Genomic DNA, 17425 nt, shown 5'->3' on the forward strand with positions numbered 1-17425 from the left:
TTTGCAACCGGGCTTTTCGTTTTGAGATTACTTGATACTGAACTGATAAAGCAGATCGACGGCATTGTCTGCGCCTGAAACCGCCTCAACATAAAGATCTGACAACAATCGGTAGCGCACGGTGAATTCCGGCAGGCTGGTAAAGATACCCACCCCATATTTCACCTGCAGCCCTGGCAAGATGTAGCCAGAAACTTCCACTTTCTCATCATTACCGCTACCCGAGGTATCAACCGAGAGATCCTGAACGCCAAACGCTTCACCGATTTGCCCCACCAGCTTTCCGCTTTGAGAGAGGCCAAGGCCGATCAGCATGGAGGTCATGGCATTACCATCAGATTCACTGTCCAGATTCCGACCACGCGTCAGATATGATAATGCGTTCGCCTGCGGCATAGCAGGGTCTGAGAATACCTGTACTTCCGGCGCATCAGCAGGTCCTGTCACTCGGATACCCGCTTCGACCCCATCTTCAATGGCATCAGGATTTCGGATCGCTTCTACCTGCAGATAAGGCTGCTCTGGCGGACCATTAAAGAGGATCTGACCTTTTTTGATTTGAAGATCCTGACCAAATGACCGATATGTCCCTTCTTCCAGATTGATCTCGCCGTTAACGCTTGGCCCTTTGTTGTTGCTCGCCACATCAAGCTTACCCACCAAATTGGTTTTCAAACCAAAGGCTTCAAGACGGACATCGTCACCAATATTGACGGCAATCTTGGCATTCACTGTGATTGGGTTGGTTTCTTCTTCTTTGACTGGTTTGAGCTCGTCATTCAGAATTACCACATCACTGGACACCTGCACTGCTGATTCAGGCAAGTTCTCAACGACAATGCGCCCCCAAGGCACCGACACATTACCATTCACGTTCACAGACTTTGGTGAAGCATTGAGCGTCATATCAGGGCTCACTTCCAACGCCACCATTGGCGGCAACACGACCTTCAATCGCTGGCCCTTCACATTCAGTGACGCCAGCCAGGCATTGAGATCTTTCCAGTCCGCGTTACCCGCCAGCACCAAGTCACCATCCGGTGTTTTAATATCACCGTTAATACGGCCACTGGTGCCATTGAGCGTGGTAGTGATCTTGCCTTCACTCACTTCTACTGGCGCAGCGAGGCTTTGCAATTTCAGGCCGCTCAGCTCAATGCTGCCGTTCGCCGTTGGCGCATCCAGATCGCCATTAAGGACAACGTTTCCGTTCAGCATACCTGCCAGTGTGGTGTCTTCACCCAGCGCCGGTGCCAGAATATCAAGGTCAATACTATCGATACCGAAGGTGCTCTTGAGCGTGCGTTTCTGGCTTTCCAGATTCCCCATCACCGCATTCAAAGACACCTTGCCGTTGTCCGTCAACGCCAACAATAAATCAGCATTCAAGGTGTTGTTGGCAAGCGTCGCGTCCAGATTCACCGCATCCCAACCAATGGTCAGCGGTGCATCCAATTGTTCGGTCACCTGACCTTTCGACAAGTTCACTGACGCTTTCAGATCTGGCAAAGCATTGGGCTTCCAAGCCACGTTGGCGTTTGCATTAACCTGTCCTTCAATCGTGGTCGTCACAGGTAGAAAGGACTGCACAATATCCAGGTTGAAATCGACGATAGAAAGCTGAGCCTCCCCGCTGTCAGCCACTTTCGCTGGCTTATCCAGACAGATTTTGCTTTGGTTTTGCATCCAGCAGAACGCGCCAATATCGACTGCGCCGGATTTGAAATCCACATTCAGTGGCACATCGTTCATCAGTTTCCATGGTCCCACAGGCGTTTTAACGGAAGAAGAATACAAGGCTCCCTTCCAGCCTTTTTCCCGATCCAAACTGCCTCGAACAGAGAGATTTGCGCCGACTGGCTTACCATCGACCTTGAGGCTCACCGTTTGGTCTTTCTCATCGCCTGACGCGCGGAGGGCCAGGCTTTTTACCTCTACGCCTTCAGCTTTCACGCCGTTTACTTCAACAATCAGCCCGCCACCAATAAAAGGTAATGGCGTCACTGAGCCACGAATGCTGACATCCTGCACGGTCACCAACTCTTCCCAACGCAGAGCATTGGCATTGATTTGCAGTGCAGCTTCCGGTTTTTCGAGCGTGCCGGAAAGACCGATATTGCCTTTGATGCTGCCACCGGCTTGTGGTATAGATGCGGAAAGCGTCGGCAGATTCAGGTTGAGTTTCAGTGCCAACGCTTTATCCACCTTGCCGGATACATCAATCTGGTTCGGGCCATGGCGAAGGGAAAGCCCATTGGTTTCTACCAGCAGGTCACCTTTTCCTTTCACGTCGGAAGCATTGAGCTGGCCACTTAAGTCCAGCGCCTGATCGCGGATGATCCCCTCTATATCAAGCTCTGGCAAGCGCACTAACCAACCACCTTGCTCGGTCAGCTCACCACTGTTTTGCACCTCACCGGAGAGCTTTCCTTCTGCCTCCGGCCACTGTAGCCCAGGTTGAATATCGGAAAATGCCAGTCGGGTTTGCCATTTCACCTGCTTAGACCAATCGACACTCGCCCAGCCATCAATGCTGCCACCGAGGGTTTTCAAAGAGATATCACCCAACATCACGTTGCCGAGATCGCCCGTTAATTTGGTCGACAAGTCGATATCCGGAATCGCTTCACCGGACGCTTGGGTTTTGACCGATGCACTGTATTTTTTCAGGCTACCGCTGGCGTTAATCGCCGTGGAAGCCAGTGTGTATTCGGCTTTACTGTCAATCGGCCACTGCAGGTTCTTGCTGGTCAGCAGCACGTTAAACGGTAAGTCCGGGTCAAGCGCATCAAGCTTTCCGGAAAGCACCGCCTGTAACACACCGTTGAGGTTGGCTTTCAGCGCCAAATCGCGAAGGTCACCGTTTGCATCCAGCGTCAGTGAGTGTCCCTGCAACGGCTCCATCCTAACATTGGCCTTGGCAGCAAGGTTCAGCGGATAGTTTTCCTGCAGTTTGATATCGCCATTGAGCGACACTTTGCCCTGCTCTGCATCGAGGCGCACTTCTTCAAGTGCAATGTCAGAACCACCCGCTTTTCCTTTCACAAAGAACTCGTGAATCACCTGTTTTTGTGGCAACTGGAGTTCTGCATCTTTCAGTGCAAAGCCTTCAATCACTACGTTGAGCGGGATATTCACCGTGGGCAGCTCAATCGGTGTCGTGCCCGCAGTTGTAGGTTCCGTCTCAGCGGGTTTTTCCTCGCTTTGAGCAAGCTTTACCTGTATGCCTTTCCACTCTGTCGGTTTTAAGGTCACCGTATTACCCTGCATTTGCGCAGACGTGGTCAGGCTGTCCCAATGCACCTTGGTGCCGAGAATATCGAGAGATATATCAGAAAGCGCGATACCATTGAGAAACAGCGGCACTGGCGTTTTGATTTCAGTCAGTGGCTCCGAAGGCGGTGATTCCGGTGAAGGTTCGGTTTCTCCGACCACTACCTCTATGCCATCACCCGTCAGTGACTCGACGCACAGCGCAGGACCACTCAGACACCGGCTGTTGATATCAAGGGAAAGGGATTTACCCGACAGCGAAAAGCCTTCCATGCTGAACGCCACACCTTCCAGTGCAAATCCGTTCAGCAGTGCTCCACTGCTTTTTTCGATAGTTAACTCCGGCAGGGCTTTCTGAGCGCCCCAGACCGCGAGTTTCACGCCGGCAGGTGTCAACAATACCGCAAACACACCAGCTACAACCAAAACTAACAACAATACGATGGCGATAACAAATCGCTTAATCCAACGCATCATAGTTCTGGTCCAAGACTAAAGTGGATCATGAAATCATCGTCTTTGTTATCAAAACCGTGGGCAATATCGAAGCGGATAGGGCCAACGGGCGACTCCCACCTTACGCCCACACCGGCTGAAGTTTTCCATTCCGGATCGCTACTTGTCCAGGCGTCACCGCCATCCACAAATAGCGCCCCCCACCAGTTTCCTGTCACACGGTAGTTATATTCCAGTGTGCCAGTTGTCATGTAGGAGCCGCCTTCAAGTTTACCTTCGTCATCACGGGGGGAAATGGATTCATAGCTATAGCCACGAATGCTGTTATCACCGCCAGCAAAGAAGCGAAGAGATGGCGGTACGCGATCAAACTCGTCGGTAAAAATACCGCCTGCATTGACCCGGGTCAGGAAACGGTTATCGCTATTCAGGCTTCGAATCCAAGCCGTTTGCCCCACTACACGAAACAGGCTGATGTCTGATAGCAGTGCAGGATCGCCAGCTTCAAAGGTGATCGACTGTTTGTCGCCCCAATACGGCATCGCACCACCACGGCTTCGGACGCGCGAGAAGTTAATACCCGGCAGAATCAAATTCGAAATATTCGAGACACTGCCCTGGGTGTAGTCCGAGTAAAGCCAGCGAAGATATAGCGCACGCTGCCAGCCCGTGTCGTACTTCCAATGTCGGGAAATCGAAGAGGTGAGCTCAAGGCTTTCGGTGTCATTGTTATCGAGGTTTTCCAGACCAACCTGCACCTGATAGTACTCACGCTGTACATCCTCAAGTGGGATTTTGTAGGTTGATTCAAGTGTTTGCTTCGGTTTGGAGACGTACAAATCTGTATTCAGACTATGGCCACGACTGTTAAACCATGGCTTTTTCCAACCAATTTTGACGCGCGGTCCCACATCAGTGGAATAACCAATACCGGTTTCAAACTGGTTTCGCGGGGAAGGTGCAAGATTCACCGAAATAGGGACGCGATCATCACGCAGAACATCAATGCCTGCTTCGACTAGCACAGAAGAGAACCAACCCGTGTTGGATAACGATTGGTTAAAAGCCCCAAGATCGGAGACCAGATACGGGTCCCCTTCCTTGAAAGTCAGCATGCTGTCGAGGCGCTCTTCATTGATCTGGCTGTTGTGATACACCACTGGGCCAAAGTGATAGCGCATCCCACTACTGAAATGGAGACGAATGAAAGCCTGATGACGGCCTGGGGCGACTTCCAACCTTGAGAGGGTGTATTCCGCATCAAAATAGCCGCGACGCACTGCAAGGCTTTGAATCGACGATTTCAGGGCATCGTATTGCCCCTGGTTAAGCACGTCGCCGACTTTCGGCGCGGTTTTCAGAAGATCAGTAAATGCTTCATCAGTTTTAGCATCCCCAGTCAGCTCGACATCCACTTCTGCAATGCGCACAGGTTCGCCGGGCGCAATATCCAGCACCACAGTGGCATCGTCGATCGACGTTTTATCTTCGACGGTATAAGTAATGGTTGGGTCGTAATATCCCAGAGCCTGCAGCGCTTTATTGATTTCGTCTGTTACGCGGGATTGGAACCGGAAGGTCAGCTTTCGCTCGCCATCAGGTATGGCGTCCAGGTAAACGGAAACGTTCTTCTCAAGGGCATCGTCCAACCCTTTGATTTCGAAATCCACATCAGCGATTGCCACCCCAGGCACCCATGTTGCTGTGACTACAACCCAAGGTATTAATCGTTTCTTAATCATCAACCGTATGCTTTTCTCTCACCCTGAGAGCCTGTTAAAAATAGAATAGTGACAGTATGACCGTCCATGAGTTCGGTTGTTCTGTTGCAAATATGCATCAAAGCAAGGAAAAATGTCCTCAACGGATCATTTGAGTGCCCGGCAGAATCAACTTACACAAGCACCTTGAGAGGATTCCGGCATCAATGAAAGAATATGCTCATTGCGCCGTTCTTTAGTTTTCCTGCCTGTTCAGTTCCGATTGTGGAAACTCGACAGAAAAACAGGCGCAACCCAGACACGACAAGGAGTCGATATATGCTTAACAATCACAAGCAACTCTCCATCACCGCGGATCAGGCGTTGCCAGATCGACTCGAGGAAATTATTCCGGCTGAAGCGCATGCCGTCAATGGCTCAATGTTGAGCAAAGAGGCACCTGCAGGCCAAGCTCAAATCCTTTTGGGCATGGGTTGTTTCTGGGGCGCAGAACGACTGTTCTGGAAACTTGATGGCGTAACATCCACATCAGTCGGCTACAGCGGTGGCTTTACCGTGAACCCCACTTACAGAGACGTGTGCAGCGCCCAGACAGGTCACACCGAAGTGGTGCAGGTCGTTTTCGACCCTGAGCGCATTTCACTGGAAGAAATTCTGACACAATTTTGGCAGAGCCACGATCCAACGCAAGGTATGCGTCAGGGAAATGACAAAGGTACTCAGTACCGCTCGGCGATCTATTACTTCGATGAGGCACAGAAGGCAGCATCAATAGCCAGCCGAGATGCTTACCAAGCAGCATTGATTGCAGAAGGCAAAGCAGAGATCACGACAGAGATTGCTCCGGCAGGCCCTTACTACTTTGCCGAAACCTATCACCAGCAGTACCTGGAGAAAAATCCAAACGGCTATTGCGGTATTGGTGGTACGGGAGTTTGTCTGCCACCTTGGGAAAGATAACCCCTGAAAAGCAAAACGCCCGTCAGATGACGGGCGTTTTTGTATGTTCTCTAGCGAAGTCAGGCGGCAGCTGCCATGGCCTTGATTTCGTTGTTAACCTCGGTCATCACCGCCAGCGCGCGCTTGTCTTTATTGTGCGGTGGTAACAGTCTGCCTCGGTCAAACTCAAAGGCTCCCACGCCATCGATATATACTCTGCCGCGGAAAAAGCCTTTCACATAACGGGCAACCTGACGAGGGCGGTATTGGTTAAAAATGCGCAACATTGATGAACTCCTCCATGCCTATGATAAAAGACCTGCATCACACACCAATGCTTTCCACATTGGCTGACATTTGTACGATGCAATCTAAATGCCAAGTATTCGGGGCTGTCGCCATCACTTTTTTGACAACAAAATCGACATAGGTTTCCCGAACAAACCCAAACAATCAGAAAGACGAAGATTGTTTAGTTATCTACCACAACCAAATAAGCGTAGACAAAAATCCTCACATGGCAAAATTACGACACAGTGTCTTGAAAAAGATTCAATTTAAACTGAGTTGAATTTCTCATTTTGAGTGGTTGGGCCAGTTATTGGTTCGGGCTCACTTTCTGTATCAGCTATATTCAATACCGTACCCCGTAAACTGAACAAATTCAGAGGGGTTACGCATAAAAACAAATACATCAATGAACAGGAAACAATCACTCATGCGTCGTATTAAAACTCTAGCCTTGGCGACTGCTCTCATCTCAACCTTTGCCTCGGCTCACAATCTCTCAAACGGGCAGGCATTGCCTTCTGTCTCCGTTGAAAAGCACGGTGAACTCACCCTGAATGGCGACAAAATCGGTTACGAAACCTGGAACAGTGCTGGCCTTAACGGCAAAGTCCGTATCATTCAAGCTATTGCTGGCCGCAGCAGCGCAAAGGAAATGAATGCGCCTTTGATTGAAGCGGTCAAAGTCGCTGATTTCCCACGCGATAAATATCAAACCACCACCATCATCAACCAAGATGACGCCATTTGGGGGACGGGTGGTTTTGTAAAATCTTCTGCGGAAGACAGCAAAAAAGAATTCAGTTGGTCGTCTATTATCTTGGATAAAAGTGGTGCTGTTGCTGGCGCATGGCGACTTCAGGACGAAAGCTCAGCCATTGTCGTGCTGGACACTGAGGGTACCGTCCGTTTTGTCAAAGAGGGTCCCCTGGACGAAGCAGAAATCACTCAAGTCATTGATTTGGTGAATAAGCTGATGAAGTGATCTTGCTCACTCCCTGAAACGAAAAAACCCGCTCTTTGCGGGTTTTTTTAATGTTTAGCGGAATTTAGCCGATAAACTGAGAAAGATAGAGCAGCGTGGCAATGTAAAACGCGACAAGCAGGAGATTGACAGAATTCATTTTGAACTTCTTCACTGCAATGATCCTCCTTTCGCTTCCATACATGGATCAAATGTTAACAAGTTTAATTTAATTTTAACATAGTTGATTGCACACGAATTGCGCTAAATCATCGCGAAAACATCACCTTAACGTGTTCAAAGCGGGTACAGCATGGCCGAACCAAACAAACCTGTCGTGATTGAAGCAGAAAGCGTCGAAAAAGAGAGCCCGAAGCGTGGCGAAAAGTCACAAAGCCAGCAGGAGAGCCACATCAAATCCAGCCAGCATCGTCTGGCCGCCATTGCAGCAGCTCACCATATTGATGCAAAGTTGCACGATATTGAACACGATACCCTGACTACACGTGCTGCTTACCGCCAGCTTGAGATCAAACAAAAGCAGCAGGAAAATCTTGAGCAAATCATCAAGACCTGTAACGATCTTTGCCGCGATGAAACAGCGAGCTCACCGGATCCTGACTGGCTGTACCGATTCTTTGAAATGGCGAAGAACATCTATGGCGATGGCATGCAGAATTTGTGGGCGCGAATTCTGAAACAGGAAATCATCAGACCCGGTAGTACTTCGCTGAAGGCCCTGTCATTACTGGAGACCATGACACAACGCGAAGCACAAGCTCTTCAACGTGCTTGCGCATTGGCCTGTACCTTCGGCGGCGATGGCAGCAACAAACTCATTACGGGGTTTAGAAAACCGGAAGATGGCATGAAGCGCTATTTCAAACCGGACATTGCCGAGCGTTTGGCGCTGGGAAATTTCAAATTGCCATTCACCGACCTGATGCTCTTGATGGATTTGGGACTCATATTGAGAACCGAATTGGAATCTGGCCTGCTTGAGCCGCCTGCTTCCTTCCCACTGATGGGGCAAAACAAAACCTTTATGCTCACGCCACTGAAAAAAGGCATTCGGATTTACTACTATCGCTTCAGCCCAACAGGCAATGAACTGGCAAAACTGGTGGGTCAAAAAGCCCATCCTGAATATCTCGATGCCCTGATGGCGCTGCTTTCCAAAGCTTTTGTTGTAGAGAGTGATGTAGGCTCCACCGTCAACGAGAAAGCCTAATCTCCACCCTATTTTGGGGATGAAGCACTGAAAGGCTGGAAACAAAAACGGCTGGGAAATCCCAGCCGTTTTTCATTTTTCAGCAACAATCAGAGTCAGCCGATAATGCCTGCCTGGCGCAGTGATGCAATGCACTGATCAACCAAAGCTTCAACGGAATGCTCGTCAGTATGAAGATGCACCTCCGGTGCTTCCGGCGCTTCATAGGCAGAGCTGATACCGGTGAAGGCTTTGATTTCGCCCGCACGGGCTTTTTTGTAGAGGCCTTTCGGGTCGCGTGACTCACACACTTCCAAAGGCGTATCGACAAATACCTCCAAGAACTCACCTTCAGGCAGAAGTTCACGCACTAATTGGCGCTCTTCACGGAACGGGGAGATAAACGCGGAGAAGACAATCAAACCCGCATCTGTCATCAGTTTCGCAACTTCACCCACACGGCGGATGTTTTCGCGGCGGTCGTGATCGGAAAAGCCCAGATCACGGCACAGACCGTGACGTACGTTGTCACCATCGAGCAGATAGGTGTGGTAACCCATCTGTGCCAGTTTGCTTTCCAGCGCGCCAGCCACGGTGGATTTGCCAGAGCCTGAAAGGCCAGTAAACCAAAGCAGCGCCGGACGCTGTTTTTTCTGTTCTGCGCGGTATTGCTTGTCGATAACGTGTTTATGCCAAACGACGTTTTCATCCGGATGCGGCGTATCCGCTGCACTCATAACTCAATCCTTTGTTGACCTCATCTCAGGCTCTATTGGCCTTTGAGGTGATTAAAATGGAAAAAACAGAGGGATAAGACCCAACACCAATGCGGAGTACACCAACGACAACGGCAATCCAATCCGCAGGTAATCCGTTAACTGATAATTACCCACACTGTAGACCAGAAGGTTAGTCTGGTAACCATATGGCGAAATAAAGCTCGCACTGGCGCCAAACAAGACTGCCATAATAAACGGCATCGGATCTACGCCATATCCGAGAGCGAGGCTATATCCGATCGGAAATGACAGTGCAGCCGCGGCATTGTTGGTCACAAGCTCCGTTAACACCAGCGTCAGCAAATAGGTTGCAATCAGCGCGCCATAAACGCCCCAGCCGTTAAACCAGTAGATAAACAGCTCGCCCATTTGCTCAGAAAGCCCAGACTCAATCATCAACTGCGCAAGACTTAGCGCACTGCCAACAATCACCACGATCTCAACCGGGAAGCGGCGTTTCAGCTCCACCAGATTCACGACGCCTGTCAGCAACAGCACAGTCAGATAGGCCGCCAAGCCATTCAGCAGTGGCATCCACTCCATCAAAGCGGAACCAATTACCGCGGCAAAACCTGCCAGCACCCAAGTGCTCATTTTGCTATCGAGGCGTGCGCTGGAGTCCAAGCCATTTACCAGCACGAATTCGCGCTGCATGCGTTGTTGCTCTTTCGCAAATCCTTTACCAGGGACAATCACCAAAGTGTCACCGGCAAGCAGGGTAATATTGCCTAAACCGCCTTCGAGCTTTTCATGACCGCGACGGATGGCGACGACGACCGCATCAAAGTTTTCACGGAATTTGGCCTCTTTCAGCGTCTTACCGAGAATCGATGCACTATGGCTCACTACCACTTCAAGCAGGTTCTGCCCGTTGATGTGATGCTGACCAAACAGCGCTAAACCTTCGATTTCCTGCAAGGTCGCCACGCTCTCCACATCGCCACAGAACTGAAGCTTGTCCCCTTCGCGCATCACAGTATCCGGACAAACCGGGGCGATAAGCTCACCATCGCGAACAATTTCGGCCAGATACAAACGGCGAAGCGCACGCAACCCATTTTCAGACACGGTTTTACCCGCTAATGGCGAGCCCCTTTTGACTTCTGCTTCCAATACATATGGCAAATCGTCATCACTGTCGTCGTCATAGTTAGGAAGGAGATAACAAAACGGGATCAACACCAAAAGACCGCCAGCCAATACGGCAAGGCCAATCGTCGATGGCGCAAAGAAGCTCAGTGTAGGCAGACCAGCACTTTCCACAAAGCTGTTAATGATGAGGTTTGTCGAGGTGCCAATCAGGGTAAGGGTGCCACCAAGAATGGCTGCGTAAGAAAGAGGAATCAGCAGTCGTGATGGCGCATGACGACGGTTACGCTTCACCGCACCAATCAGAGAAACCACGACAGCGGTGTTGTTGGTAAAAGAGCTTAGAAACGCGGTCGAGACGCCTAATTTAGCGACGACGGTTCCTAAACGGCCGCTGGCAAGTTGCCCGCTGACCCAGCTGACCAAACGTGTTTTTTCCAGTGCCGCAGAGGCAAGGATGAGGAGTACCAGCGTTAACAGGGAACTGTTGGTGAAGTTCCCTGCCATCGCTTCCACCGATACCAGTCCGGATTGAAATGCAACGAAAGCTACGCCTGCGAAAAGCACGGCAGGTTTGATTTTGGTAAACACCAAACCTGCCACAATCGCCAGCAGCAATCCCAATACCAGAGACTGATCCCAGCTCATTGGAATTACCCCAACAGCTTACTGATGTCGCGTGCATTCCAGTGTGGGAAGTGCTTGCGGATCAGCGCGTTGAGTTCTACCTCAAACGCAGAGATATCAGTACCTGAAGTTTGGGCAACATTGTCTTCGAGCAGCTCGCTGATCATACCTGCACCCACGGTCACGTTGGTCAGGCGATCAATCAGGATGAAGCCACCAGTGTCGGCGCAATCGGTGTAAACGTCGAGCGGCACAGATTCGGTCAGTTCAACCTCACACTCAGCGATGCCGTTCAGTGGCAGGCTTTCAGTGTCGAACGTTTCCAGCGAGTTGATGTCCACCTGATGACGGATTTTGCTCACGGCACCCACGGTTTTCTTGCCCGCGACTTTGACATCGTACTGACGACCCACTTCCAGCGGTTGCTCAGCCATCCAAACAATGCGTGCGGCCAGTTTGTTGGTCGCTTGCTGGGTATCAGCAGCTGGCACAATCAAATCACCGCGGCTGATGTCGATTTCATCAGTCAAGGTAATGGTTACGGCCTGACCTGCGTGTGCATAATCCAGGTCACCATCAAAGGTCACGATACGCGCGACTGTCGAGGTTTTACCTGATGGCAGCACTTTGATTTCATCACCTGGGCGCACTTCACCACCAGAGATGGTGCCAGAGAAACCACGGAAGTCGAGGTTTGGACGGTTCACGTACTGCACTGGGAAACGGAATGCACTGTTATCTTTCTCCGCAGTCACGTTTACATCTTCCAGCAAGGTCAGCAGGGTCTCGCCGTCATACCAAGGGGTGCTTGGGCTGCGGTCTACCACGTTGTCGCCTTCCAGCGCTGACAGTGGCACCAGTTTGATGTCGATGTCCGCATTCAGCTTTTCAGCAAACGCCAGGTAATCATCACGGATGCTTTCAAAACGTGCCTGATCGAAATCCACCAGATCCATTTTGTTCACCGCAACCACAAAGTGGCGGATGCCCAAAGAGCTCGCGATAAACGAGTGACGACGGGTTTGATCCAATACGCCTTTACGCGCATCAATCAGGATCACAGCGAGATCACAAGTCGACGCACCGGTCGCCATATTACGGGTGTACTGCTCATGTCCCGGAGTATCCGCGATGATGAACTTACGTTTTTTAGTCGAGAAGTAGCGATATGCCACGTCGATGGTGATGCCCTGCTCGCGCTCCGCGGCCAGACCATCTACCAACAGCGCCAGATCCGGTTTTTCACCTGTGGTGCCCACTTTCTGGCTGTCCGCGTGGATCGCTGCCAGCTGATCTTCATAAATTTGCTTAGAGTCATGCAGTAGGCGGCCGATCAGCGTACTTTTACCGTCATCCACCGAGCCACAAGTCAGAAAACGCAGCAGGGATTTGTTCTGATGTTGGTCCAGATAGGCCTCGATACCCAGCTCGGCCACTTGTTGTTCAATAGCACTATTCATGTTTAATCCCTTAGAAGTATCCCTGACGTTTCTTCAATTCCATGGAGGCGGACTGATCGTGGTCGATCGCACGTCCTTGACGCTCACTCGACGTCGCCACCAGCATCTCTTCAATAATCCCTGTCAGGGTGTTGGCTTCCGACTCCACAGCACCGGTCAATGGGTAACAACCCAGGGTGCGGAAACGGACGCTCTTGTGTTCAATTTCCTCGCCTTCCTGCAGCTTCATACGGTCGTCATCGACCATGATCAGCATGCCGTCACGTTCAACCACTGGGCGCACGTCAGACAGGTACAGCGGCACGATATCGATGCCTTCGAGGTAGATGTATTGCCAGATATCCAGCTCAGTCCAGTTCGACAGCGGGAACACACGGATGCTCTCGCCTTTGTTCACCTGACCGTTGTAGGTATGCCACAGCTCAGGACGCTGATTCTTTGGATCCCAAACGTGGTTCTTGTCGCGGAAGCTGTAAACACGCTCTTTTGCGCGGCTTTTCTCTTCGTCACGACGGGCACCGCCGAATGCTGCGTCAAAACCGTACTTGTTCAGCGCCTGCTTCAAACCCTGGGTTTTCATGATGTCGGTGTGCTTGGAAGAACCATGGTCAAACGGGTTGATGCCCGCCGCCAGACCTTCTGGGTTTTTGTGTACCAGAAGTTCGAAGCCATATTTCTTCGCCGTTTCATCGCGGAACTTGATCATTTCCTTAAACTTCCAGTCAGTGTCGACGTGCAGAAGAGGGAAAGGGATCTTGCCCGGATAGAAGGCTTTACGAGCCAGGTGAAGCATCACGGAACTGTCTTTACCGATGGAGTACATCATCACCGGGTTATCGAATTCCGCCGCCACTTCACGAATGATGTGGATACTTTCTGCCTCAAGCTGCTTGAGGTGGGTAAGAGTTTTGGCTTCCATTCTATGTTGTTTCCTTAGCCTAAATTAACCACGGACGGTGCACGAACATCACCTACCGCTTCGAATGATTGCTTTCCGTACCAGTTCAACTGGTCTGCGAGCTGCACCACTTCGCCGACGACGATCAATGCAGGTGAACCTACACCTTCCGCCAGCGACTCCAGCTCGTTGAGTTTGCCTTTATAGATTTTTTGGTTGGTACGCGTGCCGTTTTCTATGATTGCGACCGGAGTCTCCGGGTCACGTCCATGCTGAATTAATTGCTGCTGAATATGGGCGCTTTTCATCAGACCCATGTAAATCACCAGCGTCTGGCGACCACGCGCAAGTGTCGCCCAGCGGAAACTGTCATCTTCTTTCTTGAGGTGTCCGGTAATGAACATCGCTGTTTGTGCATAATCGCGATGTGTCAGCGGAATACCGGCATAAGCGGTTGCACCTGCTGCGGCAGTAATACCCGGAACCACCTGAAATGGAACGCCCGCTTCCTGCAGCACTTGTAGCTCTTCACCACCACGGCCAAACATGAAGGGGTCGCCGCCTTTCAGTCGCACTACGCGATGGCCTTTCTGTGCATACTTCACCAACATGGCGTTGGTTTCTTCCTGCGATACGCTGTGATAACTCGCGCGCTTACCGACACAAATCAGCTCGGCATCACGGCGGCAAAGCTCCATGATTTCGTCAGAGACCAGATAGTCGTATAGCACCACGTCGGCTTGCTGCATCAATTGCAGCGCACGCAGGGTCAGAAGACCTGGGTCGCCCGGGCCAGCGCCAATCAGCGCTACTTCACCTTGCAGGGAAACGCCATCGGTCAGTCGCTCGAGCTCTGCTTTGGCACCCTCTTCGTCGCCAGAAGCAACCAATGAGGAAAAACGGCCATCAAATGCCATTTCCCAGAATTTACGGCGACCATTCAGGGTCGAGATTTTCTGTTTTAAGGTGTCGCGGAAATCGCCAGCCAGTTTAGCCATACGGCCAACGTGCGACGGGATCAGGGTTTCGAGTTTCTCTCGGATGAGTCTTGCTAACACCGGTGATTTACCGGCAGAAGATATCGCAATCACAATTGGGCTGCGATCAACAATAGAGGGAACGATAAAGCTGCACTTCGGGGTGTCATCCACCACGTTCGCCAGCACACGACGTTTGTCGGCAGCTTTAGATACCAGCTCATTTACCAGCGGGTTATCAGTGGCGGCAATCACCAGAAACACGTTGTCGAGGTGCTCCGGCTTAAAACCTTCTTTCAGCCACACCAGTTCGCCATTTTCAGCCGCTTCAATAACTTCATGATCCGCTTCAGGCGCCACGATGGTGACAGACGCCCCGGCTTTCATCAGCATGCGCGTTTTGCGCCATGCGACTTCACCGCCGCCGACGACCAGACAAGCGCGTCCTTCAAGCTTTGCGAAAATTGGCAAGTAATCCATAGTGTCAGCCCTTTCAATCCATTGAGGCCACTATAGAGAGTTGATGTTATTACTTGAAATTCTAAAAATTCATTTTTTATAACGTTATGGCTATTAGACCTTCACTCTCATAGCGACGAAGTTTTCTCCAACCGCCGCGAAGCCGCGCCAGCACTGCATTCGATTACATATCACTTAATCAAGTCATAGATCACAGTTAGAGATGAAATGTAACTATTCCTAGTCGTCGATATGCAAAATACAGGCACATTTCTGTCCTTGGGAGATAATCATGACTCTTTCAGCCCGTCCGCTTTCCATCGCTGTACTGACCGGTATGCTTACCATGGCAGGCCCAGCAATGGCGGACACCATTAAACTGCGCATCATCGAGACCACCGACATTCACACCAATGTGATGGATTACGACTACTACAAGGACAAGCCGAGTGAAAAAATCGGTCTGGTGCGCACTGCAACGCTCGTGAAGGCTGCACAAGAAGAGGTCGAAAACAGCGTATTGGTCGATAATGGTGACCTAATTCAGGGCAGCCCGATGGGTGACTACATGGCTGCGAAAGGTATCGAGAAAGGCGAAGTTCACCCCGTCTATAAGGCAATGAACCTGCTGGACTACGATGTGGGCAACATCGGTAACCACGAATTCAACTACGGCCTTGACTTCCTCGACCGTTCGCTGGAAGGCGCGAAGTTCCCCTATATCTCCGCTAACGTGATTGATGCCAACACTGGTAAGCACTACTTCAATCCTTACATCATCAAAGAACACACCTTCAAAGACACCGACGGCAACGCTCATCTGGTGAAAGTCGGTTATATCGGTTTTGTACCACCGCAAATCATGGTGTGGGACAAGAAGAACCTTGAAGGCAAAGTGATTGCTGAAGACATCAAAGCCAGCGCGGAAAAGCTGGTGCCTGAGATGAAAGCCAAAGGCGCAGACGTGATTGTAGCAGTGCCGCACTCTGGCCTGTCGCAAGATGAATATAAAGCCATGGCAGAAAACTCGGTGTACTACCTTGCCGATGTTGAAGGTATCGATGCCATCGCCTTCGGCCACTCTCACGCAGTGTTCCCGGGCAAAGGCTTTGACAACATCAAAGGCGTCGATAACGAAAAAGGCACTATAAAAGGTGTTGCTGCCGTAATGCCGGGTCGCTGGGGTAGCCATGTCGGTATCATGGATCTGCAACTCGACAAGCAAGGCGATGAGTGGGTTGTCACGCCGGTACAAAGCGAATCGCGCCCAATTTTTGATGGCAAATCATTGGCAGCTGCAGATATGGAAATGCGTAAGGTACTGGCGCATGATCATAAAGGCACCCGCGATTTCGTCAATCAGCCGATCGGTAAAGCAAACGACGTAATGTACAGCTTCCTCTCGCTGGTACAGGACGACCCAACGGTTCAAATTGTTAACCTGGCACAGAAAGATTACGTCGAGCGCTTCATTCAGGGTGACCCGGATTTGGACGGTATTCCTGTGCTGTCAGCAGCCGCGCCTTTTAAAGCCGGAGGCCGTAAGAATGATCCAGCGAATTTCACCGAGGTGGAAGCAGGAGAGCTGACATTCCGCAATGCAGCAGATCTCTACCTTTATCCAAATACCTTGGTGGCACTGAAAGTCACCGGTAAAGAAGTGAAAGAGTGGCTGGAGTGCAGTGCGGGTCAGTTTAATCAAATCGACCCTCAATCCAGCGCCCAGCAGTCACTCATTAACTGGGATGGCTTCCGCACCTACAACTTCGATGTTATTGATGGCGTGAACTATCAGGTGGATATCACCCAGCCAGCACGTTACGACGGTGACTGTACACTGGTTAACGAAGGTGCCGAGCGTATCCAGAACCTGACCTTCAACGGTAAACCTGTCGATATGGCGCAGTCATTCCTGATTGCAACTAACAACTATCGTGCATACCTGGGCAAATTCCCTGGCACAGGTAATGACTTCATTGCCTTCGCCTCACCGGATGAAAACCGTACCGTGGTCGCCAACTACATCAGTGCGGTAACCAAAGAGAAAGGTGTGGTTACCCCAACGGCTGACAATAACTGGTCGTTTGCCCCAATCGAAACTGACGCTGATCTGAACGTGGTATTTGAAACCTCACCAAGTGACAAAGCCGCTGATTTTGTGAAGGCAAAAGGTCAGTACCCAATGGAGAAAGTGGGCACAGATGATGTGGGCTTCGCGCAGTACCGCATTGACCTGAAAAAATGATTAATAATTGGTTGCACCAATGTTTAATTATTGAAAACAA

General features: G+C 50.8%; 12 protein-coding genes. 4 read left to right on the plus strand and 8 right to left on the minus strand.

Going from position 1 to position 17425, the window contains the following annotated elements; translation table 11 throughout:
* Positions 1-27: 27 nt before the first annotated feature.
* Together tamB and tamA are read right to left on the minus strand one after the other, a co-directional pair.
* Positions 28-3750, minus strand: a complete 3723-nt coding sequence (gene tamB / locus GCE9029_RS20785; RefSeq protein ID WP_062666554.1) for an autotransporter assembly complex protein TamB — start codon at positions 3748-3750, stop codon at positions 28-30.
* On the minus strand, positions 3747-5471 hold the full coding sequence (gene tamA, locus GCE9029_RS20790) for an autotransporter assembly complex protein TamA (protein ID WP_062666556.1): 1725 nt from the start codon (positions 5469-5471) through the stop codon (positions 3747-3749). Before tamA ends, tamB begins: the two co-directional genes overlap by 4 nt.
* Positions 5472-5768: 297 nt before the next feature.
* Here tamA and msrA point away from each other — a divergent pair, with 297 nt between their 5' ends.
* Positions 5769-6410, plus strand: coding sequence for a peptide-methionine (S)-S-oxide reductase MsrA (gene msrA / locus GCE9029_RS20795; RefSeq protein WP_062666558.1), 642 nt, complete (start codon positions 5769-5771; stop codon positions 6408-6410).
* A gap of 59 nt (positions 6411-6469) precedes the next feature.
* Here the strand turns inward: msrA and GCE9029_RS20800 are convergent, their stop codons facing one another.
* The gene (locus tag GCE9029_RS20800; protein ID WP_062666560.1) at positions 6470-6676 is read right to left on the minus strand and encodes a DUF1107 domain-containing protein; all 207 of its coding nucleotides are present in this window, start codon (positions 6674-6676) and stop codon (positions 6470-6472) included.
* Positions 6677-7107: 431 nt separating this feature from the next.
* Here GCE9029_RS20800 and GCE9029_RS20805 point away from each other — a divergent pair, with 431 nt between their 5' ends.
* Both GCE9029_RS20805 and GCE9029_RS20810 read left to right on the plus strand, forming a co-directional pair.
* Positions 7108-7662: a YtfJ family protein gene (locus GCE9029_RS20805; protein ID WP_062666562.1), complete on the plus strand. Its 555-nt coding sequence runs from the start codon at positions 7108-7110 to the stop codon at positions 7660-7662.
* Between the two features lie 292 nt (positions 7663-7954).
* A complete protein-coding gene (locus GCE9029_RS20810; protein WP_062666564.1) occupies positions 7955-8872 on the plus strand; it encodes a TIGR03899 family protein in 918 nt (305 codons plus the stop codon).
* Positions 8873-8967: 95 nt separating this feature from the next.
* On the opposite strand, the gene cysC is transcribed toward GCE9029_RS20810, so the two are convergent.
* Genes cysC through cysG form a run of 5 tightly spaced genes read right to left on the minus strand, consistent with a single transcriptional unit; the run spans position 8968 to position 15161 of the window.
* The gene (gene cysC / locus GCE9029_RS20815; RefSeq protein WP_002536509.1) at positions 8968-9588 is read right to left on the minus strand and encodes an adenylyl-sulfate kinase; all 621 of its coding nucleotides are present in this window, start codon (positions 9586-9588) and stop codon (positions 8968-8970) included.
* A gap of 51 nt (positions 9589-9639) precedes the next feature.
* On the minus strand, positions 9640-11367 hold the full coding sequence (locus GCE9029_RS20820; RefSeq protein WP_062666566.1) for an SLC13 family permease: 1728 nt from the start codon (positions 11365-11367) through the stop codon (positions 9640-9642).
* A gap of 5 nt (positions 11368-11372) precedes the next feature.
* Entirely contained in the window at positions 11373-12806 is a 1434-nt protein-coding gene (gene cysN, locus GCE9029_RS20825) for a sulfate adenylyltransferase subunit CysN (RefSeq protein WP_062666568.1), read from the minus strand.
* Between the two features lie 10 nt (positions 12807-12816).
* On the minus strand, positions 12817-13725 hold the full coding sequence (gene cysD, locus GCE9029_RS20830) for a sulfate adenylyltransferase subunit CysD (RefSeq protein ID WP_002536513.1): 909 nt from the start codon (positions 13723-13725) through the stop codon (positions 12817-12819).
* Between the two features lie 14 nt (positions 13726-13739).
* Complete coding sequence (gene cysG / locus GCE9029_RS20835) at positions 13740-15161, minus strand: siroheme synthase CysG (protein ID WP_062666570.1); 1422 nt, start codon at positions 15159-15161, stop codon at positions 13740-13742.
* A 271-nt stretch (positions 15162-15432) separates the two neighbouring features.
* Between cysG and GCE9029_RS20840 the strand changes: the two genes are divergently transcribed.
* Entirely contained in the window at positions 15433-17385 is a 1953-nt protein-coding gene (locus GCE9029_RS20840; RefSeq protein ID WP_062666571.1) for a bifunctional 2',3'-cyclic-nucleotide 2'-phosphodiesterase/3'-nucleotidase, read from the plus strand.
* Positions 17386-17425: the final 40 nt, after the last annotated feature.

This window comes from Grimontia celer (assembly GCF_900055185.1).
Taxonomy (GTDB): domain Bacteria; phylum Pseudomonadota; class Gammaproteobacteria; order Enterobacterales; family Vibrionaceae; genus Enterovibrio; species Enterovibrio celer.

Bases quoted from the DNA above. Each gene is read 5' to 3' on its own strand.
- cysC (WP_002536509.1), bottom strand. From the start codon at position 9,588: ATGAGTGCAGCGGATACGCCGCATCCGGATGAAAACGTCGTTTGGCAT.
- GCE9029_RS20800 (WP_062666560.1), bottom strand. From the start codon at position 6,676: ATGTTGCGCATTTTTAACCAATACCGCCCTCGTCAGGTTGCCCGTTAT.
- cysD (WP_002536513.1), bottom strand. From the start codon at position 13,725: ATGGAAGCCAAAACTCTTACCCACCTCAAGCAGCTTGAGGCAGAAAGT.
- GCE9029_RS20820 (WP_062666566.1), bottom strand. From the start codon at position 11,367: ATGAGCTGGGATCAGTCTCTGGTATTGGGATTGCTGCTGGCGATTGTG.
- msrA (WP_062666558.1), top strand. From the start codon at position 5,769: ATGCTTAACAATCACAAGCAACTCTCCATCACCGCGGATCAGGCGTTG.
- tamA (WP_062666556.1), bottom strand. From the start codon at position 5,471: ATGATTAAGAAACGATTAATACCTTGGGTTGTAGTCACAGCAACATGG.
- GCE9029_RS20840 (WP_062666571.1), top strand. From the start codon at position 15,433: ATGACTCTTTCAGCCCGTCCGCTTTCCATCGCTGTACTGACCGGTATG.
- cysN (WP_062666568.1), bottom strand. From the start codon at position 12,806: ATGAATAGTGCTATTGAACAACAAGTGGCCGAGCTGGGTATCGAGGCC.
- GCE9029_RS20810 (WP_062666564.1), top strand. From the start codon at position 7,955: ATGGCCGAACCAAACAAACCTGTCGTGATTGAAGCAGAAAGCGTCGAA.
- cysG (WP_062666570.1), bottom strand. From the start codon at position 15,161: ATGGATTACTTGCCAATTTTCGCAAAGCTTGAAGGACGCGCTTGTCTG.
- tamB (WP_062666554.1), bottom strand. From the start codon at position 3,750: ATGATGCGTTGGATTAAGCGATTTGTTATCGCCATCGTATTGTTGTTA.
- GCE9029_RS20805 (WP_062666562.1), top strand. From the start codon at position 7,108: ATGCGTCGTATTAAAACTCTAGCCTTGGCGACTGCTCTCATCTCAACC.